We start from the raw sequence: 22268 nt of genomic DNA on the forward strand, positions 1-22268 counted from the left end.
CGGACGCAACAGCCCGTAGGCACGCGTTAATTCACACGCTATTGACAGAAAAATTCCGTCATGGCAAAAGCGCCCGATGGTCAACGATGGGCGGAGGCCGGCATGACATTCGACGAACGCATGCTCAACGGCATGGGCGTACTGGCTGCGGTAGTCAAAGGTGGAAGCTTCGCCGCAGCAGCCGAAGCACTGGACATGACCCCGTCTGGCGTAAGCCGCGCCATCGCACGATTGGAAGGAAGATTGGATATACGTGTGTTCGAGCGAACGACGCGCTCGGTATCACTTACCGAAGAGGGACGGCGATTCTATGAGCAGATCGCTCCGCTGCTGGCTGGCTTGGAGGAAGCCGCAGGGTCCGCTTCGGAAGGTCGAACGTCTGTACGAGGACGGTTGCGGGTCAACGTGGATCCGTTCTTCTCACGACTGATCCTGGGCCCCATGCTAGGCAGTTTCCTCCGCAAACACCCCGATCTCAGGCTGGATCTCATTACCCGCGAAGAGCCTGGCGACATGGTGGCCGAGGGCTTCGACCTGTCCATCCGCTTCGGCGAACCCATATCGTCGTCTCTGATCTCGCGGCGGCTGCTGGAAACGCGCATCCTCACGGTGGCATCCCCCGCCTATCTCAAGGCACACGGCAAACCCGCCACGCCGCGAGAATTGCAATCGAAAGGGCACACCTGTATCCAGTATCGCGATCCGCAAACAGCACGACCCTTCAACTGGGATTTCAAGCGCGGACGAAAGCAGGTGTCATTGCGTCTGGATGGCCCATTGCTGGTCAATGATGTGGGAACAATGCATGGCGCCTGCCTGGCCGGGTTTGGCGTCGCTCAGGTCATGGAACTCGGCGTGGAACATTTACTGGCCGAGGGCCGGCTAGTCAACGTCCTGCCCGACTGGTCTGACGAACGCTTCCCGCTTTATGCCTTTTATCCATCACGCAGCCATCTACCTGCAAAGACCCGCGCGTTTCTGGATTTCGTTCTATCGATCACCGGGCAACCGACCGGCGGCCGGACTCTCATTGATTCTGGCCGCACGCTGTAACCGTGCGATCGAATCGTGAAGTCACCAGGGCAACGTCTTGTCGAACCTGTCGACGAATCTAAGGCCCGGTTTGCCGTGATTTTTTTCCAGCATGTCGACAACGAGCGGGATGCTCTCCTCCACCGTAAAACTCGCATCCGGGCCGCCCATATCGGTCTGAATCCAACCGGGTGCGACGACCAGCTTGGCGCGTCTATCCTCGGCTCGACGGGCTGAATAGCACTTCATGAGCATGTTGAGCGCTGCTTTGCTGGACGCGTAAAGATCCCAGGCCCCGGGGTTGCCGCCGATACTACCCAACTCCGATGACATGGCGGCGATCGTCCCGCTCGGAGAAACGATGTCCTCGAAGGTCTCAATCAACCGCATCGGGCTGAACGCATTCACCAGCATCATGTCGAAAAAATCCTGAACCGGAGCCGTGGCGGCGCTTTCGGTTATGGATTTCGCGATGCCCGCATTGACGAACAGCATATCCAGCATTCGGCCGTCCAGTCGCTCGCGCAGAGCTCTAACACTGGCTTCATCCGCAATGTCCACCGATTCTTCTTCAAGGCTGGCAGGAAAGCGCCCCTTCATGGCGTCGAGCGCAGGTGCCTTGCCGCGAACCGTGGCAATCACGTGCCAATTACGATGACAGAACTGTTCCGCCAGGGCCAAGCCCAGGCCCCGCGAGGCCCCGACGATGAGAATAGTCGGCTTGTTCACCATGTACTTCTCCAGATCAAATTCTTCACGAATGCCGGCACGGCGGGAAACCGGTGCGTTTCGATACTTGCACCACGTCGCGAGCCGGTGTGAGTAATGTAGCGTGAGAATTCGAATGACCAACGCGACCCGACGTCACATCACATGTGACTTCGAAGCACTAATATCCCGCGCCACTCAATGGTCCAATTGCGGCTGCTGCAAGGTGCAGCACAAGTCCGTTTACCGTTCTTGATCGACTTCGCGCTGCACAGCGCGTTGCATCTGCGGTCAGCGCGCAGCCCGAGGTCGGCGGATGCATCTCCTCGGCAAGGCAGTTCAGACTTGCATCTCCCGTTCCCACCAGCCGCGGGTATCCACGTTGGTGGCGTCGGCGAGAGCTTCCAGCTCGACGATGTCGTCGCCAGAGAGTGCAATGGCGCTGGCTCGAACCAGGCCATCGATGTGGTCGGGCTTGGTGACGCCGATGATCGGCGTGGCGCCCTTGGCGATGGCCCACGCTGTCGCCGCATCGGCAGCTGCCGCACCGTGCTTCTGGCCGATCGACGCAAGTTTGTCGGTCAGCGCCTTCAGCTGAGGCAGCATGGCGTTGTAAATCTCTGCCCGGCTGCTGCCTTCGGGCAGCGGATGCTGCTGACTGTACTTGCCGCTCAGGGCGCCCTGTTCAAGCACCATGTAGGCGAAGAACGGGATACCCTGGCTGCGGCAGTGGTCCAGGATGCCAGCATGTTCGGAACTGCGGTAAAGCAAGCTGTAATGGTTCTGGATGGCTTCGACCTGGAACCCGGCTTCTCCGAGGACCCGGTTGGCGAGGGCTATTTCTTCCAGGTTGTGATTCGAGACGCCAATATGCTTGACCTTTCCGCGCTTCAGCAAAGGGATCAGGTACGGTGTCCACCGCGCCACATCGGCCGGATTGTGAATCCAATAAAGGTCGATATAGTCGGTGCCGAGCCGTGCCAGACTCTGGTCCAGCATGTCCGATACCGGATCATCGCCGGTCCCGGCGGCCTGCGGGGTGAACTTCGTGGAAAGCTGGTAGTCGCGGCGGGCGTAGCGCCTCAGTACCTCCCCGAGCACGGTCTCCGCGCGTCCCATGCCGTACACAACGGCGGTGTCCCAGAAAGTGAACCCGGCCGCATGCGCCTTGTCCGCGACCTCTTGCAGGCCGGCCTTGGTCAGACGGCTGCCGAAGTAGCCATTCCCCGCCTCGCCGCTGTCACCCCAAGCCCAGGTTCCCAATGCGATCTTGGGAATTTTGAGATCATCGATGCTCATGTTCGCTCCATAATCGTTTCGCGACCGGGTTCGCTGCGATCCGGCCGCTGCCCGTACTGTGCCGCGTGGTGCTGCCGAATCGCTAGCCCGATGCGCCGAGATTTCTGCCTGATCCTCCATAACCTGCAAGTTCGCGTTGCGGCGCCACTAATACGCGTGCGATGATCGGACAGATGGAAACACTGACCGAAATTGCCAGCGTGATTGCCCGGCATGTCTCGAAGGATGGGTTCCACGCTACCCCTATCGAACGCTTGACGCTTGTTCGATCCTCCACGGTGACGATGCCGATGCCGAACGTCTACCGGCCCCAACTATGCCTCGTCGCGCAGGGGCGGAAAGAGGTTGTGCTGGGCGAGCGCGTGTTCCGATATGTGCCGGGACGCTATGGGATCGTGACCTACGACCTTCCAGCCATAGGCCATGTGGTCGAAGCGACGCCTGACAGACCCTATCTCTGCCTGTATCTCGATTTCGATCCGAGCATGCTGGGCGAGTTGGCCTCGCGCGTGCCGCCGCCACCGGGAGCGGCGCGCCCACCCATAGGCAAGACGGTATCCGACGCCAGCGCCGGTCTGCTCGATGCGACATTGCGCCTTCTGCGCCTGCTCGACGACCCAGCTGCATTGCCCGTGCTCGGGCCGCTCACCGAGCAGGAAATCCTCTATCGCCTGCTCGCCGGTCCGGACGGCGCCAGAATGCGCCACATCACCGCCAGTCAGGGTCGGGTGGCCCAGGTCGGCCGCGCAATCGCCTGGATCGGGAAGAACTTCCGGGAACGATTCAGCATCGAACGGCTTGCCACGGAAATAGGCATGAGCCCGTCAAGCCTGCACGAGCATTTTCGCGCTGTCACGGCGATGACACCGCTGCAATTTCAGAAGCAGCTCAGGCTTCAGGATGCGCGCAGCCTGATGCTGGTCCATGGGATCGACGTCGCGACTGCCGCCTTGCGCGTTGGCTACGAAAGCCCCTCCCAGTTCAGTCGCGAATATCGCCGCCACTTTGGAGAACCGCCGACGCGCGACATCGCCCGCTTACGCGCTTCACCGGGCCTGGCAATGGTGGCTTGAGGTCGGGCCTTGATCGCGGAACGAGGCGCCCTGGCATTTACCGCGGCGCGTTGTGCAAGGCTGCCGCGAGATCGTTCATCAGCGACAAATGTCGGGGCTCCCAGTGCAGTCGCTCGCGTGTGGCCCGGCTGCAAACCGGGTTATCCGCGCCGACAAACGGGGCGAGCCAGCCGAAATGCCTTGCTGAGTCTTCGGGTGACAAAGGGACCACCCGAACGTCGAGATGGCGCCCAATCGCCTCAGCGATGTCGCGAAACGGAATGCCTTCCTCGGCCACGCCGTGATAGCGGGCGCCCGCCTCGCCGTTTTCAAGCGCGAGCCGAAACAGTCGGGACGCATCGAGCCGGTGCACGGCGGCCCAGCGGTTTCGTCCATCCCCAGGATACGCGGACATCCGCTTCTTGCGCGCGATATCGATTAACCGCGTGACGAGCCCGAGCCGGGTCTCGTCATGGACCGACGGCGGCAGCCTGACGGCCGTCGCTCTAACGCCGGCGTGGACGAGATCGAATGCTGCCTTTTCGGATGGCGCCCTGAGACCTCCCACCGCGCCAGGATCGGGGGCATCGGTTTCCAGCGCCGGACGCTTCGGCGCCATGGCCATCGTTGGAAACGCGATGACCAGCGAGCCCTGCTTTGCGCCGAGTGCGCCACCAAATGTCTCGATCGCCCGCTGCTCCACTTCGACGGCCGTGGTCGTGAATCGCCTGACGATATGGGTCGGCCGACCGCCGAACAGTATCGGTATGCGGCGAAGAGGACTGATCTGCGAGAGCGCATGAAAGAAAGCGGTGTGAATAACGCCATCCGCTTCGGCAACCGCCCGGCGGAGGACCTCCAACTCCTCGATCGTCCCGCGGCACACCTTCGCCCCCTGGGCCTGAAGCGACGCGGCAGCATCCGCAGAGCGCGCGAGGCCCGTCACTTGATGGCCGGCGGCAACAAGGTCTTGAACAATCGCCGATCCAATGAAGCCGGTGCCGCCAGTAATGAAAACGCGCATGACAAAACTCCTGTTCTATTTCCACCACAGGCTACGCCGCGGGATCGGTACGATCTATGCCGTATAGTTCGAATTTGGTATTCGTTCGTTCGGACTTGTTCATATGGATCCCCTGTCGGATGTCCTGTCATTGGTGAAACTGCGCAGCTATGTATCTGGTGGCTTCGACGCGGGTGGGAACTGGGCCGTGCAATTCGGCCCCCCCGAAGGGATCAAATTTCATGCGATTCTCCGCGGGCATTGCTGGGTCGCGGTGGAAGGCGAGCCTGAGCCGGTACAGGTCAACGAGGGAGAATGTTTCCTCCTCGCCAGAGGAAAGCCCTTTCTGATCGCGAGCGATATGGCAGTCGAGCCGGTCGATGTCCGTACGCTGCTGCCAGAAGTCCAGGACGGACGCATCGTGACGTACAACGGAGGCGGCGAATTCCTGAGTATCGGCGGATCCTTCGCCCTGGCAGATGCTCAGGCCGATCTGCTGGTGAACATGCTGCCCACCATCGTTCACGTCCGCGACGAGCCTGGCCTTTCAACGTTGCGATGGTGTATCGAGCGCATGACCCAGGAATTGCGCGAACCGCAACCTGGCGGTGACCTCATCGCCCAGCAATTAGCCACCATGGTGCTGGTGCAGGCCTTGCGGATGCGACTTTCCGAGAAGAGCGCCGATAGTGTCGGCTGGCTGTTCGCCCTGGCGGACAGGCGCATGCGCGCAGCGATCAATGCCATGCACGAGGCGCCCGGCGCGAAATGGACCTTGCAAATGCTCGCCGGGCAAGCCGCCATGTCGCGTACGACCTTCGCGCTTCGCTTCAAGGAACTCGTCGGTCTCTCACCGATGGACTACCTGACGCGTTGGCGAATGCGGCTAGCCGCGGATAGGCTGGCCCATTCTGACGAATCGGTTGCCAGGATAGGCCACGCCCTTGGGTATGACTCGGAGAAATCCTTCAGCGCGGCATTCAAACGGGTCATGAGTTGCTCGCCGCGCCAGTACGGTCGCGGACAACGCATAGGGACAATATGAAGATGGTTGGGCAGAACCTGGTCAAACTGCGGAACCCATCAGCTCCCGCGCATACCGTGCCGGCGGCAAGCCGACATGTCGAGTGAAGGCAACGCTGAACGCACTGGCGGAACCGTAGCCGACCCGTTCCGCAACGTCGGCGATGCCCAGGTCGCCCTGCCGGAGCAGGTTCTTGGCCAAGGCCATGCGCCAGCGGGTCAAGTATTCCATAGGCGCGAGACCGACCGTACCGCTGAAACGTTCGAAGAACGCCGAACGAGACAAGGCAGCCCCCTTCGCCAACTGTGCGATCGTCCATGCCCCGGTGGGACTTTCGTGCATCCGGCGGATCGGCGCGGCCAGGCGTTCGTCGGAGAGTCCCCGCATCAACCCGGCCGAGGCCGGGGTCGCAGCCGTCGCCCGGAGCGCTTCGATAAGCAGGACCTCAAGCAGATGGGCAAGGATAACCTCGCGCGCCGGGCGCCTGTCGCGGAACTCGTCTCTTACCCACGAGGCCTATGCTCAACTCGTGCAGGGCTTCATGGCGGGATTGAATGCGCCGGGACCGGTCACGCATTCGCGGGATGTAGCCGAAGCCGTGTGGCGCGCCGTAACCGATCCCTCAAGTCCCACGCAGATTCCCGCAGGAGCCGACGCGGTGGCGTGGGCGATGACGAGGTAACCGTACGTTCGCTACGTCGGGATACCGTATGGATTTCCTCCCCGGCATTTCGGCATAACTAAGATTTTTGCCTCTCATGATATGCCCCGTGCAAGGAGCCACGGATGGCTCCCCGCCTACCGGTGTAGTGCAAAACAAAACCGATCAGCACCAATATGCCGCCAAAGATGCACGCGGTACGCCACCCGCCCAGACGCCAGCCAATGCCTGCTCCCCATGAGCCTGTTGCGCCACCGGCGAACATGCCGCTCATGAACAACGTATTGAGCCGACTCCTGGCCTCCGGGCGGAGCGCGTACATCACATGCTGGTTGGAGATAAGTGCCAGCTGTTCACCGATGTCCAACAAAAGAATGCCGACGATCAGCCCTATAAGGCTGCCCCAGAGACCCAGAATAGGGTATGACAGCAGCATGATCAGGCAACCAATGCCGATCACGACATGCGGGCCACGACGATCGGCCACGCGCCCAGCCAGTGGAGCAACCAAAATCCCGACCGCGCCAACGACCCCCATCAGGCCCGCCACATCGGCACCCAAGCCGAATGCCTCGTGCAGGCGCAACGCCAGAATCGTCCATAGCCCGATAAAGGAACCGAACAGCGCGGCCTGAATACACGTCGCGCGGCGCAATAGCGGCTCTTCCCGCCACAACCCAATGAGCGACTTCATAAGGCCGAAATAGCTGTGCTGCGTCTGGGGTTGGCTGTGCGGGAGCTTGACGAGCAGCATCAACCAGGCAATAGCGGTCATCAAGGCTCCTAGCCAGAACGTGGCCCGCCACCCCCAATGATCGCCGGTGAATCCGCCGACTGCCCTGCCCAACAGAAGTCCGCAAAGCACACCGCTCATCACTGTACCGACCACTTGGCCGCGGCGACCCGGTGCGGCGAGCTCCGCCGCGAACGGCACGATTTGCTGAGCGACCGATCCCGAAATACCGACTACCGCTGAAGCGATCACAAGCGACCACGCATTCGGAGCAGCAGCAAGGCATGCCAACGCCACGACTAACACTGCCGCCTGTCCCAGGATTAATTTTCTACGGTCGATCCGGTCTCCCAAAGGAACCAGAAAAAACAGACCGCACGCGAAACCCAGCTGGGTAGCCGTCGGAACCAGATTGACCACGCCAACCGATCCCGGGAATGCTCGCTGCAGCAGCTCCAGTATTGGCTGATTGTAGTAAACATTCGCGACGCAGATGCCGCAGGCCACCGCCATCACCATCAGCAGCAAAGCGTCAAGTCGGTCTGCGAATGCAGGCTCTCCTGGGGCGGCGGCAGACAGTGCCCGAGATTGGCTATCGGCCGTTCTTTGTGACATGGGGCAGACTCACACGGAAGTGATGACCAGCCCATGTTGACATCGTCGACCCCAGCAGTCTTTGGCCTACAATTTCAGACGTCTGAAATTCACATCGACTCCCGCGGTCTTGCCACGTGACACCAATGCCTACCGGCACGGAATCCCCCAATGAAACGCCGTCGGAGAGCCCTGGCTCGCGCGACGACGATATGGTTGCCTTCGGCCGCTACCAACTATTCCCGCGCCTCCGACTCCTGTTAAGAGAGGGTGTACGCCTGGAGTTGGGCGACCGTGCGCTTGACGTGCTGGTACAACTTGTAGGTGTGGCAGGCCAAGTGGTGTCCAAAGATGCGCTTCTTTCCCGAATCTGGTCGAAAAACAGCTTGCAGGCGCAGATCTCGTCATTGCGAAAGATACTGGGAGATGACCGGGACCTTATTGCAACGGAGTTCGGCCGCGGCTATCGGTTTACAGGCTCAGTGCGGTCGCACCGGTCGGCAGCGTCGTCCATAGGAGCGCATCCGGCGCGGGTCGGCCTGCCGCGCCCACGGTCCCCTTTGATCGGTCGTGCCAAGGAGCTCTTGGAATTAAACCGGCTGCTGGCTACCCAAACGCTATGCACCCTCACCGGCCCTGCCGGCATAGGTAAAACCCGTTTGGCGATAGAGGCCGCATCGGAAGCCAGTCCTTGTTTTCCCGACGGGATTTACTTCGCCGACCTGTCGCAACTGGGCAGCGTTGCCTCAGTAGCATCAGCTATTTCCAGCGCGTTGGCGGGGCTTGCGGGCACAGGTACACGGTTAGCGTCGCACCCGGGAAGAGCGCTACTGGTCGTTGATAACTGCGAACACGTTGCGTCAGCCTGTGCCGCAGCCCTTGAACGGCATCTGCAATCTGATGCTCGACTGAGCGTGCTGCTCACCAGCCGGACGCCATTGGGGCTGGATGGTGAGCAGGTCTACCGGCTCAGCCCTCTCGCCGTACCTCCGCACGCCATCAACGCGGCAAGCGCACAAAACTATAGTGCGGTTGAACTGCTTGTGCGCCGTATAACTTCCGCGGACTATCACTTCGAACTCACGGAAAAGAATGTAGAGCAAATCACGACCTTATGCAGGGCGCTCGATGGGGTTCCATTGGCGTTGGAGATCGCCGCCGCTCGCGTGCCATCGCTGGGTCTCGCAGCGGTCACCGAGGAATTAGCCCTTTCATCTGGATTGCTCGCAGCTCGAAAGCGCCAGGCCTCGGGTCGCCACCGTACGCTTGGCGATGCCTTGGAGTGGAGTTACCGGTTGCTCGACCCCGTGGAGCGAACGGTATTTCAGGAACTGGCCATTTTCCCTGGCGATTTCACGATCGCCAGCGCAGAACGGATCGTATGCGCCAGGCTGGACGGCTCCGCCAGACTGGTCGATATCCTTTACGGCCTCGTGGAAAAATCGCTGATCACGCTGCAGGCCGGAACCCGGCCGACTCGCTATCGCTATCTGACCATGCTGCGGGCATATGCCCTGGAACAGCTTGCAGACCGCACGGCGGCCATGAGCGAAACGCATGCGCGCTTTGTTGGCCAATTGGTTTCCGAAGCCCAACAAGATTGGATGTCCCTGCCCACGTCCCAATGGCGCAGACAATACGAACACCACATTGACGACATCAGATCTGCCCTTGCCTGGGCATTCTCGGACGATCGGCGCCATCCCCTGGGGCTGCGCATCCTGGCCAATTCAGCCCCGTTCTGGATACAACTGTCGCTCCATGACGAGTGCCGCCAGAGGATCACGGATGTACTGGAAGAAACCAAAGCCCCAGCCATTGAAGAACGCCACGAGATGATGATTCAGGCCGCACTGGCCACTTCCTTAACCTGGTCACGTGGGCCGATTCCTGCCAACGGGCAGGCTTGGGCCAGGGCTGGCGAACTCGCACTGCGACTCGACGACAAGGAAACGCAGTTGCAGGCTGAATACGGTCTCTGGCTTTTCCATCTCCGTAGCGGCCGCTACGCACAGGCCCTCCGGCATGGAAAAAACATGGCGGATTTAGCCTCGCGGCATAGCGATCGGGCTGCGCTTCTGACAGCACGTCGCCTGATCGGGACAGCTCATCATTTCCTGGGCAATCACACTACGGCTTTGGTTGAAATTGAATCCATGCTTGACAGTTATGCGCGCGACGAACGCCATGGCTCCAATTTCAGATTCGGATTGGACCAGCGCGCGGCCGGCTGGGCTTTTCTTTCTCGCATTCTGTGGTTAATGGGGCATGCGACCAAAGCTCGGCGAGCTGCCCAGATAGCGGTTGACGAGGCCATGGCACTGGATCATGCCTGCACCCTATGCTGCGCGCTCGCGGAAGGAAGCTGTACGCTGGCGGCGCTCTCCGGAGACGTAGAAGAAGTCGCGCGCGTATCGCAGCGGCTTGTTCAACTGGCTGGAGATCACGGTTTGGCGTTTTGGGGACTTTATGGATCGGCTTTTTCACTTTGGGCGCAAGTCTTCCAAGATCCCAGGGCGGTCTCTTTCCTGGAACTTCGATCAGCGATAGAGACGCTCCAAGCGCACGGATTCGATCCAGCGTATTCTGTCTTTTTGGCTGACTTTGCAAGCGCGATGGTCGATCACGGGCGTACCGAAGAGGCGGCAAAACTCATCGATGCGCGCCTGACGGGTGACGCCGCCACAGGGCAGCTTTGGAACGCCCCCGAACTCATGAGGGTCAAGTCGCGGACACTATCGAATAGGTCGGCTCGGCGAGCACTGAGATCGGAAATTCTGCAGCAAGCGCTGACGCTGGCACGCGCTCAAGGGGCCAAAGCATGGGAACGCAGACTGCACGCCAACGCAAGGCCGAGGATCCAGCCATGACAGATTTTCCTTATCGCAACGCACTCATCATCGGCGCCGGCGCCGGGATCAGCTCCTCCCTTACACGACTTCTATCCGCCGCGGGCCTTCCGGTTGTCGTGGCGGCGAGAAATATCGACAAGCTCACCCCTCTGCTGGAGCACACGGGTGCAACCGCCTTGGCTGTAGACGCGGCTGATCCGCATCAAATTGAGCGGCTGTTTGACGAAACGGAACAGCGCATCGGCTCGCCCGAAATCGTGGTCTACAATCCGAGCGGCAGAGTACGCGGGCCGATAGCCGAGCTCGATCCTGGCGACGTGGAAAAGGCCGTCGCGGTGACCGCGCTAGGGGCCTTCTATACCGTACGCGAAGCTGCACGGCGGATGGTACCTGCTGGCAAGGGTGCGATCCTGCTTACCGGTGCCACGGCTGGCGTAAAAGGCTTCGCCCTGTCAGCTCCCTTCGCAATGGGAAAGTTCGCATTGCGAGGACTCGCGCAAAGCGCTGCGCGGGAATTAATGCCGAAGGGTATCCATGTCGCGCACTTCGTCATTGATGGCGCGGTCCGCTCAAGCGAACGCGCGGACGCTTCTGACGCGACGCTTGACCCAGACGCCATCGCCCGGGCCTACGTCGACCTCCTCCGCCAGCACCGTAGCGCATGGTCTTGGGAGATCGAGGTCCGTCCGTGGGTCGAACGGTTCTGACTTCAACGCGGCTCGCGCGCCGACTTTCGTCAGCGCGACGCCAGCCGCGAAACCACAGGCACCATCAACATTGCCAGGATGGCAACGGCGGCGGAGACATAACCGACACGGCCCAATCCCCATTGCGCAATGACCAGCCCGCCGACGATCGCACCCAGCCCGATGCCGGCATTGGCTGCCGAAACGTTCATGGTGCCCGCCAGTGCCTGGGCGTGGGTAGCCGCCTGCATCACCCGGACCTGGCACACTGGAAACAGCGCGGTATAGGCGATGCCCCAAACCGCCAGCGCGACGACCAGCAAACCCAGCGAATGCGCGACCGGCACAGTCGTGGCCATGCCCAAGCCCAGCATCAGGGTGAAGACCAGCGTAGCCCCCAACGGTCGCCGGTCAACCAGCCAGCCGCCCAGCCAGTTGCCCACCAGGCCGATCGCGCCAAAGCCCATAAGCCACCAGCCGACGTGCGCAGGTGCGACATCGGCGATGCGCTCCAGCGTGTCGGCCAGGTAGGTGTAGGCGGTGAACATCGCGGTGAACACCATGACCGATAGCGCCACCTGAGCGACGAAGTGCGGGTCTTTCAGAATGCGGGCCTGCTCGGTCAGCCGCAACCGCCGCGGCCGGGCCAGCGTTGGCATGAAAACGAAGATCAGCAACGCCATCGCCAGCGACAGCAGCGCCAGTCCCCAGAATGCGCCGCGCCACCCGATGGCGTCCGCCGCCAGCGTGCCTAGCGGGATACCGAACAGCAACGCGGCGGAAATTCCAAGGTACACCTGTGAAACGGCACGCCCCGCGCGTTGTGGTCCGGCGAGCTGCCCTGCCGTCTCGCTCGCCGTACCCCAGAACACCGGCAGCGCAAGCGCGGGGATGAAGCGCGCCACCGCGAGCACCCAGATATTGGGCGCCAGCGCTGCCAGCACATTGGCCGCGGTAAACACCAGCAGGATGGCCACGAACAGCCGCTTGCGCTCCACATGCGATAGCAGCGCCGTCAAGACCGGGCCGAACAGCATCACCGTGAAGGCGAACAACGTCACCAGTTGTCCGGCCAGGGAAATCGAGATCCCCAGGTCACGCGCCAATGCGGGCAGCAGGCCCACGATCAGGTATTCGGTGGTCACGATGACGAATGCCGCCACCGCAAGGATGAAGATGGAAAAGGTGCTGCGATTGGACGAACCCGCATCGGCGGGGACTGCGAAAGCGGACATCGGAAAAGACTCCAGCACTAATCGGTAGGCTGGAGGCATTCTATTGAAGAAGGAAAATACGATTCACGGTATTTATTCACGCTATTATGGAAAAAATTTCCATAATAAGGGCCATAAAATGCTTCCCGCCGAACGCCTGAAGGGTATCGAAGCCTTCGTAGCCAGCGTGGACGCTGGCAGCTTTACCGCTGCTGCACAGCGGCTCAGCCTGACCAATTCGGCTGTCAGCAAAAGCGTGGCGCGTCTGGAAGATCGGTTGGCTGTGCGCCTGTTCGACCGCACCACGCGCAAGCTGGCCCTGACCGATGCCGGAGCAGCCTTCTACCAGACCTGTGTGCGCGTGCTGGCCGACTTGGCGGAAGCCGAATCGGTGCTGGCGGCTGGACGCGCCGAACCGGTGGGGCGGCTGCGGCTGGACGCCCCCGCCGCCTTCGGTCGAATGAAGGTCTGGCCGCTGCTCTTGCAGTTCGCCGAGAGCCACCCACACCTGCACCCGCATGTGTCCTTCACTGACCGTTTCGTCGATCTGATAGAAGAAGGCATCGACCTGGCTGTGCGCATCGGCGGCCCGGAGCACTGGCCGGCAACATTGGGGCATCGCTATCTGGGCCGCGAACGGCTGATCTTCTGCGCCGGCCCATCGTATCTGGCGCGGCATGGCGTGCCCGCTTCGTTGGATGAACTGGTCGCCCACGCCGCGGTGCTTTATGGCCGTGCCGATGGCAGCACCAGCCCGTGGCGGATCGCACATCCTGACGGCACAGTGGAACGCCGGACGATGCAAGGCCGCATTGTCGTGGGCAGCGGAGAGGCCCAAGTCGCGGCCGTACAAGCCGGCTGCGGCATCGCGCAACTGGCGACCTGGCTGGTCGAGGACAAGCTGGCGAGCGGCGAGCTGACCGCCATCCTGCCCGAACTGACGACCGATGGCTTGCCGCTGAATCTGGTGTGGCCGGTAGGCCGGCAATTGCAGCCCAAGGTAGCCGCGGTCGTGACATGGCTGGCCGATGGGTTGCGTGTCAGCGATGCCGACCGAAGCCGCCAAAGCAGCCGGTGATCTTCTGATCTTTCATGTTGCCTGACGCTTCCAGCTCAGTCTGGCCGCCAACGCCAGTGCTATAGCTATGGTCAATGAGGCCACGGCAAAGCCAAGCCGGACGCTCTGGGCGCTAGCACCATCGGGTGCGATGGCGATGAACAGGCTACCGACCAGGGCAACGCTGACTGCGGCGCTGATCTGCAAGGTAGCGGTTACCAGGCCCGAAGCCAGTCCCGCCCAGCGGGTTTCGACATGGTCCACATTCAGGCGCACCAACGCGGGAAGCGCGATGCCTTGGCCGGCGCCGATCAGGAATAAGGGCAACGCAAGCCAGGACGGCGCCCCCACGAAAGCCAGTGCCCCGACCATCACCAGGCCGATCACCTCCAGGATCATGCCGAACGCGGCGGTGCGTGACCCCATGCGCCGGGCGATGTGCGGGCTGCAGAGCGGACCAAGGAAGAAGCCGATGCCGAGCGGCAGGATGGCCAGGCCCGCGGCCAGTGCATCGTGGCCCAGGCCAGCCTGCTCGTACACCGCGAACACCAGGAAGAACGCGGCGAGCCAATAGAAGAGGAATGTCGATACCAGGCTGCGCCGTAATCCACGCACGTCCGATAGCGAGGGCAGCATCAAGGGCGTCCTGCCGGCGCGCTCCTGCCGCTTTTCGTACTGCCAGAAGCCCCACAACAACGGCATGCCCATAACCAGCAGCGCCAGGCACCACCACGGCCAGTGATGCTCCGGCCCTTCGATAAGAGGTACCACGAGGGCCAGCAAGCCAGCCGCCAGCAGAAACGCCCCCGGCACGTCCAGGCGAGCCGAACGCTCGGCTCGGCTTTCACGCAGCAGGACCAATGCAGCCGGAACAGCACACACGATGATGGGAAGGTTGATCAGAAAGACGCTGCGCCACCCCAGCCCCCACGGGCTGGTCGAAACCAGCACGCCCCCCAGCAGTTGGCCGCCCACGGAAGCCAGGCCGAATGTCGCGCCATACAGACTAAGCGCGCGGTTCTTCTCGCTCGCCGGAAAGATCGCGTGTATCGATGCCAATGCTTGTGGCGCCATGATCGCCGCCGATATCCCTTGGAACAGCCGGCCGACGACGAGCATGCCCGGTGACGGCGCCAGGCCACATAATGCGGAAGCGGCGCCAAAGCCCAGCATGCCGAGTACGAATACGCGCTTTCGGCCATAGAGATCGCCTAAACGACCGCCCAGGATCAGGGTGACGGCATAGGCCGCGGCATACACGGAAATCACCAACTGCGAGACATCCGAAGATGCTTGCAGGCCCGTCCGTATGGCAGGAAGAGCCACGTTGACGATGAAGAAATCCAGGGGCGGCAAAAGCGTGCCGGTCAGCAAGACAACCAGGGCAAGCCAGCGGCGAGAGTCAGCGGCTGCTGCCGCGGTGGGTCGAGTCAACGTAGTCATGGCGTGCAGGTCTTAAAGTGCCGCCACTCGGACGCGTTGCGGGGCAATGGCGGTGAAACGCGGTACATCGGCCATCACGGCCGAGACCTCCGGCGACGCAAACGCGGCTTCGAGCGCCCCTTCATCCCGGAAGAGACACTCACAGATGGCCTGGGTCCCCTCCTGGGCTGTGGCGGGGAAGAATGCGTTCAAGCTGAGCAGGCCGTACTGACTCCACGCCTTCATGACCAGTGGCAGGTGGACCTCAACGTAGTAGTCGCGATCAAAACGATCTTGCGGCAGTCCCCGATAGGTCACATAGACAACAACGGGCGAAGCTTCGGTATTCATGTCTTGGCGTTCCGGATGAGACTGGCCCGTGATGGGCACTCCGACAGCTAGCAAGAGACATTCGCTGCGGAACGGCATGATGACACCCACAATATTGTTCGAACACTGTCATTCATGTACATTGGATGTACATTTTTGTACGGTTATGCCTAACATGGAATGGAACGACGTTCGTATCTTCCTCGCCGTCGCTCGGGGTGGGTCCTTCGGCGAAGCCGCCCGGACTCTTGACGTAAGCCATCCAACAGTGGGGCGCCGAATAAAGGCGCTTGAGGACGAAGCCCAGCAGCCGCTCTTTCGTAGAACAAAGGACGGACTGGTGCTCACGGATGCCGGTGACACCGTGCGGGCACTGGCGGAGTCCATGGAGGATTCCGCGCTGTCCATGGAAAGGCGTCTGACCGGCAACGATCAACGCCTCGAAGGCATCCTGCGGATTTCGTCAGCGGACTGGTTCGCCGGCTACGTCCTGGCGCCGGTCCTGGTCGAGTTGACACGCCGTCATCCCGCTGTCGTGCCGGAAGTGATTGCCAGCCATCGGTTGCTCGATCTCTCCCGTCGGGAGGCCGACGTGGCTTTTCGCATCGTGCCTTTCAGCGAGCCGGATATTGTCCAGCGCCGCCTGATGCGGATGACATATGGGGTATATGCATCGGCGGGAACCGTCCAGGCGTTGCAGGACGATCCCGCATCCGTGGGCGTCATTCTCATGAATACCGCACAATCGCACTTCCCCGATGTGGCTTGGGTACTGGAAAGATTTCCGCTCTCCCGACGTGCTTTCACAAGCACGAACCGTTCGGTCCAGGCGCAGATGTGCCTGAGGGGCATGGGCATCGCGGTGCTGCCAAGGTCACTTGGCGATGCAGTCTCCGGATTGCAACGCATCGACACGCCGGATCAACCTCCGACGCGGGATATATGGGTTGGCTATCACCACGACCTGCGACACATGGATCGCTTGAGGGCGATGCTGGATATCGCCGACACGATGCTGTCAGATTCCGCGACTGCGGCGCAATGATCTGCGTGCCCTGCTTCGCTGGTGATGTCGCCCTTCTTCAATCATCACGCAAGTCCTGCTTCCGTCCACCGTTTGGGAACGACGTCTACTTACAGCCCGATCGTGGATTCAGTGGCTTCGCAGCAAGGCTGCAATGCGCCGGTTCGCGACCAGCATGGCGAAACCCGTCGCGGCGCTTGCGAACGGAACAATTAGCAGCCCCAGACCGAGGCCATTGGGCACTTGTGCGGCTGTCGCGGCGTCGCCCACCGCGCCGACGATCACAGGTCCGAGTGCTGGCCCCAACAAGCCAGAGCCGGTCAGCACAAGGCTAGATGCCATCGCCTGTTTGCCCGGTCCCGCAACCAACAGTCCGAACGTCAGTCGGACCTCGCTGGCCGTGAAACCGTAGTTGCGAATGAGGAACGGCGCGGCAAAAGCGTAGAACGGCGTTGCCGCGAAGCCCACGGCGATCGCGCCGATGAATAGCCAGCGGAAGGCCGGGGATGAAAGCAGTTGCAGGCTTGACTGCCAAAACGGGGGGCGCTCGGCTTCCGTACGGTCAAGGGACGGTGTCGATCCCGCGACGAACATCGTCAGCAAGGCGAGCAGTCCGCCGATAGCCCCGCCGCCAAAGAACGCGATCCGCCAACCTAGCGTGTCGCCTATAGCTCCGCCGGCGGCGAATCCCACCATCGTCCCAAGCGGGATACCCATGGAGAAAATACCGATCCCCAGCCCCCGGCGTTCGGGCTTGATCTTGCGCGTCATGAGAGCGTGTGCCGATGGGATCGTGCCGCCTTCACCCAACGCGACGCCTAGGCGACTGGCCGTCAAGGAGAGAAAGGTGGCGGAGAGACCGCCAAGCAAGGCCGACAGAAGCATCCAGAATCGTCGCCCCGAAAGATAATCGCCGGATACCAGGTCAGTGGGCAGCAGCGTATGCGCTGGCAATGGCGGTGATTGTCTGACCGAGGTGGGTTTCATTGATCACCTCGAACACAACCGAGTCGGATGGACGGTTCCGAATCGGATGGACCGTTCCTTAAGCAAGGCCAACCGCCTGTCGGCCTCATTGGAGGCAGAGGCGGCTCGACCGTATCTGGCTGCCACGATAAGCGGCACAACCGCATGCCAGGAATCGCTCTTGGCCTGATCCGCGGCGGCCTTGGTTGTATTTTCCTCATCTGCCTGCTGGGCCAATTCCGCGCACGACAGTGTTCCAAATTGCGACTCTGCCATCGTGCTCTTAGGAATCTCGGCGCACGCAGCCAACAACGCGGATAGTGCAATTGCTGCAACAGGGAGCCGCCGATCAAATCGGTCGAGATTCGCCAACGTTCGCGGTAATGCCTTCATGGGGTGTCCCGTGCCGTACGGATTCTGGGGCCGACCGTTCAATACCTTGCATGCCTCATGCGCGTAGCGATCGAACGACATGGGCCGATGTTGAATGCCCCTGATCTTCGTCAGTGGGAAAGACCGTACCCGTCAGCCGTTCGGACTCGGTCCACAGGCGTGCGGCGACGTGTGTGTCCAGGGACTGCGGGGGTGCCTTGGCTTCGGTGGGATAGCCGCGTGTTTCGCTGACCCGATCCGGCCCGTAGTAGCCTCCCGCCCTTGCTTCCGGGGCCAACGCGGCAAACAGCGTCGGCAACGCGCCTCGCCACGCGGGTTGCATCATGATCAGGCGCAATATCCGAAGAAATATGCCGATGCGCCCGTTGCGGCCTGGCGCGCTGGCCAGGAGATCGGTGCGGGACAGACCGGGGTGCGCGGCGATACTTGCCACGCCCCAGTGACCGGCCTCACTCCGCCGCTGCAACTCGAAGGCGAACATCAGGCAGGCAAGCTTCGATTGACTATAGGCTTGCATCGAGGCGTAGCGCCGCTCCGATTGCAGATCGTCGAAGTTGATCTCGCCCCCTCGCGCGGCGATGCTTGACAGCGTTACGACGCGCGCATCTTTTCCATTTCGAAGCAGCGGCATGAGGTGCGCGGTGAGCGCAAAGTGGCCGAGATAATTGGTGCCGAGCTGCAGTTCGAAACCATCCAGGGTTTCCAGCCGTTTCGGCGGCCGCATCACGCCCGCGTTGTTGATAAGGAGATCGAGGCTCTCCTTCTGCCCTCGCAGCCGCTGCGCGAACTCGGCAATGGACTTCAGGCTTGCCAGGTCGACCTGCTCGAATCGGACACTCGCCGACGCGATTTCTTTTCGGATACGGGCAACCGCTTCGACGCCTTTCGGAAGATTCCGGCCCGCAATGATGACCTCGATGCCCGCCTGCGCAAGCGCGAGGGCCGTCTCGAAACCTAGTCCTCTGGTTCCTGTGATAATGGCCGTGCGGCCTTTCCGAGGAGGGATACTGGATGCTGTCCAATTGGTCATGAGCCTGGCCCTGCTTGACGATGAAAAGGTAAACTGAGTGCACTTAAATATGCACCGAGTGCATACTTTAATGCACTTGATGCAAACACGCAATGGGCTATTGAGATGACAGAAACCGTACGTCTTGCGGGCACGGCACCCGCAGAAGGCTTGCGCGAACGCAAACGTCGCGAAACACGGCAGCTGATTGCCGAGGTCGGGCAGCGCCTTTTCCTCGCCAGGGGTTATGAAGGCACGACATTGGACGACATCGCGGCCGAGGCCGGCATCTCTCGCCGTACCTTCTTCTCGTACTTCAAGTCGAAGGACGACATCATCTTTTTCTGGGTGGAAGCCGACAGGGCCAGCCTGATAGCCAGCCTGCTCAAGACATCGCCCGATGTGCGGCCGATCGATGCGGTCCGCGATGTGATGGTGCAGCACGTTGCGCGCTACACGAGCGAGCAGATGATCGCTGTGGACAATCTAATGCTGTCGAGCGAGTCGCTGCGTGCGAGAAAGCAGACGCACTACGCGGAACAGGAGCAGGCGCTTTTTAACGCGCTGTGCGAGGTCTGGCGGCAGCCCGAGCGCCGTCCGGCGCTGCGAATGGTGGCTATGGTGTCCATTGGCGCACTGAGAGTCGCGCTGCAGGCGTGGAGAGAACAGACCGGCCGGCGAAAGCCCGCTGCCCAGTTTCTACGGGACGCCTTCGACAATCTGAAAACCGAGCTTTGACAAAAGCTCGTCGCATTACCTGGACACTGTCTTTGCAGGCATGCCGGCTTGGTGGATGAAGTAAACCTCGGCCAGCTTGGCGGCAGCGGGCGCGGATCGTCTTCGCGATCGATTAACTCTCGGCCCGCGCTCGGCCTCGAGCGCCACTCAGTTCATGAACGAATGCCTCGGGCGTCGCACCCGTGAAGTTGAGAAATTCCTTGATAAGGTGGGCCTGATCATAAAAGCCAGCTTCTGCGGCAATGCTCGCCCAGTTCGCGCGGCAATCCGCGCGCGCCAGATCCGTCGCACGCGAAAACCGCATGAGCCTGGAAAACATCTTCGGGCTCATGCCAACCGTTTCGATAAAAACGCGCCGCAGATGTCGCTCGCTGACGCCCAGGCCGGCAGCGACCTCGTACACGTTCGCGTCGAGCAATCTTTTCGCAGCTTCGCGCACGAGCAGCGGGTGATAGCCATGTAGACGGTCAGGCGAGCACCGGGCCGCAATCGCGCGTTCGAGAATACGCGCGGCATCGTTGGCGCATGCCGCCGACGCAAGCCGGTCATATATCGCTTGCGATTCACCCGCGCCCCACACGTCTTCCACCGGCACGGTATGGCCCGAGACCGCGGATGCAGGCATCCCGAGCACCGCGGTGGCAGTCCCCAGTTGAAGACGCGCGACGACGGTCCATTGCCCCTTGCGAATCGTCTTGCGCGTGACGTACCGGCGCGCGCCGAGCACGTGCATATCCAATCCCCGGTGCACCGACTGCCCCATCCTGACAACGAGATGCACCTCCGGGCGCGGAATCATAACCCTCGGCTCGTTCGCAACGCATTCGTCGACGATCATCGATTCGATAATAGACATGGGATGCCTGCGTTAAATGGAAGCGGGATGCATGACCGTATAGTAGACGACGCCCGGCCGTCGCATGATGCGAGTTCGCTCTGTCCGTTTTTTCCAATGCACGCCGGCCATGGCGCGATACAGTTTTCGTATCCCGTTCCTCGGCTGGAGATCCCGCATGACAATTCTCGTGACCGGCGCAACCGGAAAAGTCGGTAGCCGCCTCATCAAACGACTGGCGCGGCGCGGCGATCGCGTGCGCGCGCTGATACGCGACCGTGCGCGTGCGGCTCAACTGAACACGGATAAGCTCGAACTCGTCGAAGGCGATCTTCTCGATCCCGATTCGCTACGTGCGGCCGTGCGCGGTGCGGATGCGATTGTCCACTGTGCGGCTTTTTTTCGCGGCGCATCGCCGGAGCAGACTCATAGCGTCAACGAGCTGGGCACACAGTCGCTTGCCATCGCCGCGCGCGACGCCGGTGTGAAGCGTTTCGTTTTCCTGAGCACGGGCCTCGTCTATGGATCGACCGGCGGACGCCCTGCATCCGAGGACGACGCTTGCGCACCGACTATCGCCTACCCGATGAGCAAACTGGCTGCCGAGGGCTTTCTTTTAGGCCTGGAACACCTGGATGTACGCGTGCTGCGTCTGCCGTTCGTCTACGGCGACGGCGATCCGCATATTGCGGAAATCGCGCCGCTCATGCTGGGATGGCGGCCAACCCAGCGAATGTCGATCGGCCACCATGCGGACATCGCTCAGGCCGTGATGCGCCTGCTCGACAAGCCGGACCCGGCGTACCGCATCTATAACGTGGCCGACGACGACGCGCCCGAGATCGCCGAACTGCTGGCGTCGGTTGGTGCCGCGCCGCCGGATGGATCTGCGGCAGAACGCGGCGCGGCATTCGATGCGCTGCTTGACGGTCGCCGTATTCGCGACGATCTCGGCTTCACGGCGACGTTCCCGCGTCTCGCGGATGCGATTGCAGCGGGCGCCCTCTAGCACCCTCGTGACGACGTGAGCCGGTAGCCAATCTCTCGGAGAACGACACGCAGTGCCGCTTCGGCCTTGCCCTCCCACGGAATTGCATTGCGAACGATCAGCCGCGCCGACACAGTGCGGCCATAAATACAGTTAACCTGTACAGTTTTTCTGTATTCATGTTATGGTCTGGACATGGCCAAGTCCTCACTCGCGTCCAAGGCACCATCGGCGGCCGCCCTAGCCGGCGAATTGCGCATTTCACTAGGCAAACTGGTGCGACGGGTGCGGGAGCAGGCGCATCCTGGCGACTTCACGTCCGCCCAGAAGTCGGTGCTTCTCCGCCTGGACCGCGACGGGCCCGCCACCGTGTCCGCCCTGGCCCGTGCGGAGAGCGTCCGTCCGCAGTCCATGCGTATCACGGTGGCCGGACTGGAGGCGATGAAGGCCGTCAGCGGCAAACCCGATCCCACCGATGGCCGGCAAACCCTCGTCGACCTGACACCTGGTTTTCGCAGGACCCTAAAGGAAAGCCGGGCCGCCAAGGAAGACTGGCTGGTGCGTGCCCTGCAGGCGCAACTATCTCCCCAGGAACAAGGCGAACTCGGGGCTGCGGTGAAGCTGCTGCAGCGCCTCGCCGACTTCTGA

20 protein-coding genes and 2 pseudogenes are annotated in these 22268 nt (G+C 61.6%); 11 read left to right on the forward strand and 11 right to left on the reverse strand.

Features of this window, described 5'->3' with window-relative positions:
- Nucleotides 1-102 precede the first annotated feature (102 nt).
- Nucleotides 103-1053, forward strand: a complete 951-nt coding sequence (locus tag CAL28_RS17635) for a LysR family transcriptional regulator (RefSeq protein WP_094842581.1) — start codon at nt 103-105, stop codon at nt 1051-1053.
- Between the two features lie 21 nt (nt 1054-1074).
- Here the strand turns inward: CAL28_RS17635 and CAL28_RS17640 are convergent, their stop codons facing one another.
- Both CAL28_RS17640 and CAL28_RS17645 read right to left on the reverse strand, forming a co-directional pair.
- On the reverse strand, nt 1075-1764 hold the full coding sequence (locus tag CAL28_RS17640) for an SDR family NAD(P)-dependent oxidoreductase (protein ID WP_094842582.1): 690 nt from the start codon (nt 1762-1764) through the stop codon (nt 1075-1077).
- Nucleotides 1765-2079: 315 nt separating this feature from the next.
- On the reverse strand, nt 2080-3039 hold the full coding sequence (locus tag CAL28_RS17645; protein WP_094842583.1) for an aldo/keto reductase: 960 nt from the start codon (nt 3037-3039) through the stop codon (nt 2080-2082).
- Nucleotides 3040-3212: 173 nt separating this feature from the next.
- Between CAL28_RS17645 and CAL28_RS17650 the strand changes: the two genes are divergently transcribed.
- A complete protein-coding gene (locus CAL28_RS17650; protein WP_094844698.1) occupies nt 3213-4112 on the forward strand; it encodes an AraC family transcriptional regulator in 900 nt (299 codons plus the stop codon).
- Nucleotides 4113-4149: 37 nt separating this feature from the next.
- On the opposite strand, the gene CAL28_RS17655 is transcribed toward CAL28_RS17650, so the two are convergent.
- Nucleotides 4150-5115, reverse strand: coding sequence for an SDR family oxidoreductase (locus CAL28_RS17655; protein WP_094842584.1), 966 nt, complete (start codon nt 5113-5115; stop codon nt 4150-4152).
- Nucleotides 5116-5218: 103 nt separating this feature from the next.
- On the opposite strand from CAL28_RS17655, the gene CAL28_RS17660 reads away from it, so the two are divergent.
- Nucleotides 5219-6139: an AraC family transcriptional regulator gene (locus tag CAL28_RS17660; RefSeq protein ID WP_094842585.1), complete on the forward strand. Its 921-nt coding sequence runs from the start codon at nt 5219-5221 to the stop codon at nt 6137-6139.
- A 21-nt stretch (nt 6140-6160) separates the two neighbouring features.
- Here the strand turns inward: CAL28_RS17660 and CAL28_RS17665 are convergent.
- Nucleotides 6161-6625 (reverse strand): annotated as a pseudogene (locus CAL28_RS17665) (AraC family transcriptional regulator); the annotation flags it as partial.
- Nucleotide 6626: 1 nt separating this feature from the next.
- Between CAL28_RS17665 and CAL28_RS30050 the strand changes: the two are divergent.
- Nucleotides 6627-6800: pseudogene (locus CAL28_RS30050) on the forward strand (short-chain dehydrogenase/reductase); the annotation flags it as partial.
- 58 nt (nt 6801-6858) lie between these two features.
- Here CAL28_RS30050 and CAL28_RS17675 read toward each other — a convergent pair.
- Nucleotides 6859-8031, reverse strand: coding sequence for an MFS transporter (locus tag CAL28_RS17675; RefSeq protein ID WP_254926293.1), 1173 nt, complete (start codon nt 8029-8031; stop codon nt 6859-6861).
- A 221-nt stretch (nt 8032-8252) separates the two neighbouring features.
- Here CAL28_RS17675 and CAL28_RS17680 point away from each other — a divergent pair, with 221 nt between their 5' ends.
- Together CAL28_RS17680 and CAL28_RS17685 are read left to right on the forward strand one after the other, a co-directional pair.
- The gene (locus CAL28_RS17680; protein ID WP_094842588.1) at nt 8253-10976 is read left to right on the forward strand and encodes an ATP-binding protein; all 2724 of its coding nucleotides are present in this window, start codon (nt 8253-8255) and stop codon (nt 10974-10976) included.
- A complete protein-coding gene (locus CAL28_RS17685; RefSeq protein WP_094842589.1) occupies nt 10973-11665 on the forward strand; it encodes an SDR family NAD(P)-dependent oxidoreductase in 693 nt (230 codons plus the stop codon). The genes CAL28_RS17680 and CAL28_RS17685 overlap by 4 nt, the downstream gene beginning before the upstream one ends.
- Nucleotides 11666-11694: 29 nt before the next feature.
- Here the strand turns inward: CAL28_RS17685 and CAL28_RS17690 are convergent, their stop codons facing one another.
- Nucleotides 11695-12879 carry an MFS transporter gene (locus CAL28_RS17690; protein WP_094842590.1) on the reverse strand — a complete coding sequence of 395 codons (1185 nt, stop codon included), beginning with the start codon at nt 12877-12879 and terminating at the stop codon, nt 11695-11697.
- A gap of 118 nt (nt 12880-12997) precedes the next feature.
- On the opposite strand from CAL28_RS17690, the gene CAL28_RS17695 reads away from it, so the two are divergent.
- A complete protein-coding gene (locus CAL28_RS17695) occupies nt 12998-13936 on the forward strand; it encodes a LysR family transcriptional regulator (RefSeq protein WP_094842591.1) in 939 nt (312 codons plus the stop codon).
- A 12-nt stretch (nt 13937-13948) separates the two neighbouring features.
- Here CAL28_RS17695 and CAL28_RS17700 read toward each other — a convergent pair whose 3' ends face one another.
- Together CAL28_RS17700 and CAL28_RS17705 are read right to left on the reverse strand one after the other, a co-directional pair.
- Nucleotides 13949-15358 (reverse strand): MFS transporter, encoded by a 1410-nt coding sequence (locus tag CAL28_RS17700; protein WP_094842592.1) that lies wholly within the window; start codon nt 15356-15358, stop codon nt 13949-13951.
- A 12-nt stretch (nt 15359-15370) separates the two neighbouring features.
- Nucleotides 15371-15688: an EthD family reductase gene (locus tag CAL28_RS17705; RefSeq protein ID WP_094842593.1), complete on the reverse strand. Its 318-nt coding sequence runs from the start codon at nt 15686-15688 to the stop codon at nt 15371-15373.
- Between the two features lie 154 nt (nt 15689-15842).
- Between CAL28_RS17705 and CAL28_RS17710 the strand changes: the two genes are divergently transcribed.
- A complete protein-coding gene (locus CAL28_RS17710) occupies nt 15843-16712 on the forward strand; it encodes a LysR family transcriptional regulator (protein ID WP_094844699.1) in 870 nt (289 codons plus the stop codon).
- A 108-nt stretch (nt 16713-16820) separates the two neighbouring features.
- On the opposite strand, the gene CAL28_RS17715 is transcribed toward CAL28_RS17710, so the two are convergent.
- Nucleotides 16821-17678, reverse strand: a complete 858-nt coding sequence (locus tag CAL28_RS17715) for an MFS transporter (protein WP_094842594.1) — start codon at nt 17676-17678, stop codon at nt 16821-16823.
- 427 nt (nt 17679-18105) lie between these two features.
- Nucleotides 18106-19080: an oxidoreductase gene (locus CAL28_RS17720; protein WP_094842595.1), complete on the reverse strand. Its 975-nt coding sequence runs from the start codon at nt 19078-19080 to the stop codon at nt 18106-18108.
- 105 nt (nt 19081-19185) lie between these two features.
- Here CAL28_RS17720 and CAL28_RS17725 point away from each other — a divergent pair, with 105 nt between their 5' ends.
- On the forward strand, nt 19186-19797 hold the full coding sequence (locus CAL28_RS17725; RefSeq protein WP_094842596.1) for a TetR/AcrR family transcriptional regulator: 612 nt from the start codon (nt 19186-19188) through the stop codon (nt 19795-19797).
- Nucleotides 19798-19909: 112 nt separating this feature from the next.
- Here CAL28_RS17725 and CAL28_RS17730 read toward each other — a convergent pair whose 3' ends face one another.
- A complete protein-coding gene (locus CAL28_RS17730) occupies nt 19910-20653 on the reverse strand; it encodes a helix-turn-helix domain-containing protein (RefSeq protein WP_094842597.1) in 744 nt (247 codons plus the stop codon).
- A 157-nt stretch (nt 20654-20810) separates the two neighbouring features.
- Here CAL28_RS17730 and CAL28_RS17735 point away from each other — a divergent pair, with 157 nt between their 5' ends.
- Together CAL28_RS17735 and CAL28_RS17740 are read left to right on the forward strand one after the other, a co-directional pair.
- Nucleotides 20811-21641: an NAD-dependent epimerase/dehydratase family protein gene (locus CAL28_RS17735; RefSeq protein WP_094842598.1), complete on the forward strand. Its 831-nt coding sequence runs from the start codon at nt 20811-20813 to the stop codon at nt 21639-21641.
- 174 nt (nt 21642-21815) lie between these two features.
- Nucleotides 21816-22268 (forward strand): MarR family winged helix-turn-helix transcriptional regulator, encoded by a 453-nt coding sequence (locus CAL28_RS17740; protein WP_094842599.1) that lies wholly within the window; start codon nt 21816-21818, stop codon nt 22266-22268.

The sequence above is a fragment of the Bordetella genomosp. 11 genome (assembly GCF_002261215.1).
Classification (GTDB): Bacteria; Pseudomonadota; Gammaproteobacteria; order Burkholderiales; family Burkholderiaceae_B; genus Bordetella_C.

Bases quoted from the DNA above. Each gene is read 5' to 3' on its own strand.
- CAL28_RS17635 (WP_094842581.1), top strand. From the start codon at position 103: ATGACATTCGACGAACGCATGCTCAACGGCATGGGCGTACTGGCTGCG.
- CAL28_RS17640 (WP_094842582.1), bottom strand. From the start codon at position 1,764: ATGGTGAACAAGCCGACTATTCTCATCGTCGGGGCCTCGCGGGGCCTG.
- CAL28_RS17645 (WP_094842583.1), bottom strand. From the start codon at position 3,039: ATGAGCATCGATGATCTCAAAATTCCCAAGATCGCATTGGGAACCTGG.
- CAL28_RS17650 (WP_094844698.1), top strand. From the start codon at position 3,213: ATGGAAACACTGACCGAAATTGCCAGCGTGATTGCCCGGCATGTCTCG.
- CAL28_RS17655 (WP_094842584.1), bottom strand. From the start codon at position 5,115: ATGCGCGTTTTCATTACTGGCGGCACCGGCTTCATTGGATCGGCGATT.
- CAL28_RS17660 (WP_094842585.1), top strand. From the start codon at position 5,219: ATGGATCCCCTGTCGGATGTCCTGTCATTGGTGAAACTGCGCAGCTAT.
- CAL28_RS17675 (WP_254926293.1), bottom strand. From the start codon at position 8,031: ATGGTGATGGCGGTGGCCTGCGGCATCTGCGTCGCGAATGTTTACTAC.
- CAL28_RS17680 (WP_094842588.1), top strand. From the start codon at position 8,253: ATGCCTACCGGCACGGAATCCCCCAATGAAACGCCGTCGGAGAGCCCT.
- CAL28_RS17685 (WP_094842589.1), top strand. From the start codon at position 10,973: ATGACAGATTTTCCTTATCGCAACGCACTCATCATCGGCGCCGGCGCC.
- CAL28_RS17690 (WP_094842590.1), bottom strand. From the start codon at position 12,879: ATGTCCGCTTTCGCAGTCCCCGCCGATGCGGGTTCGTCCAATCGCAGC.
- CAL28_RS17695 (WP_094842591.1), top strand. From the start codon at position 12,998: ATGCTTCCCGCCGAACGCCTGAAGGGTATCGAAGCCTTCGTAGCCAGC.
- CAL28_RS17700 (WP_094842592.1), bottom strand. From the start codon at position 15,358: ATGACTACGTTGACTCGACCCACCGCGGCAGCAGCCGCTGACTCTCGC.
- CAL28_RS17705 (WP_094842593.1), bottom strand. From the start codon at position 15,688: ATGAATACCGAAGCTTCGCCCGTTGTTGTCTATGTGACCTATCGGGGA.
- CAL28_RS17710 (WP_094844699.1), top strand. From the start codon at position 15,843: ATGGAATGGAACGACGTTCGTATCTTCCTCGCCGTCGCTCGGGGTGGG.
- CAL28_RS17715 (WP_094842594.1), bottom strand. From the start codon at position 17,678: ATGAAACCCACCTCGGTCAGACAATCACCGCCATTGCCAGCGCATACG.
- CAL28_RS17720 (WP_094842595.1), bottom strand. From the start codon at position 19,080: ATGACCAATTGGACAGCATCCAGTATCCCTCCTCGGAAAGGCCGCACG.
- CAL28_RS17725 (WP_094842596.1), top strand. From the start codon at position 19,186: ATGACAGAAACCGTACGTCTTGCGGGCACGGCACCCGCAGAAGGCTTG.
- CAL28_RS17730 (WP_094842597.1), bottom strand. From the start codon at position 20,653: ATGTCTATTATCGAATCGATGATCGTCGACGAATGCGTTGCGAACGAG.
- CAL28_RS17735 (WP_094842598.1), top strand. From the start codon at position 20,811: ATGACAATTCTCGTGACCGGCGCAACCGGAAAAGTCGGTAGCCGCCTC.
- CAL28_RS17740 (WP_094842599.1), top strand. From the start codon at position 21,816: ATGGCCAAGTCCTCACTCGCGTCCAAGGCACCATCGGCGGCCGCCCTA.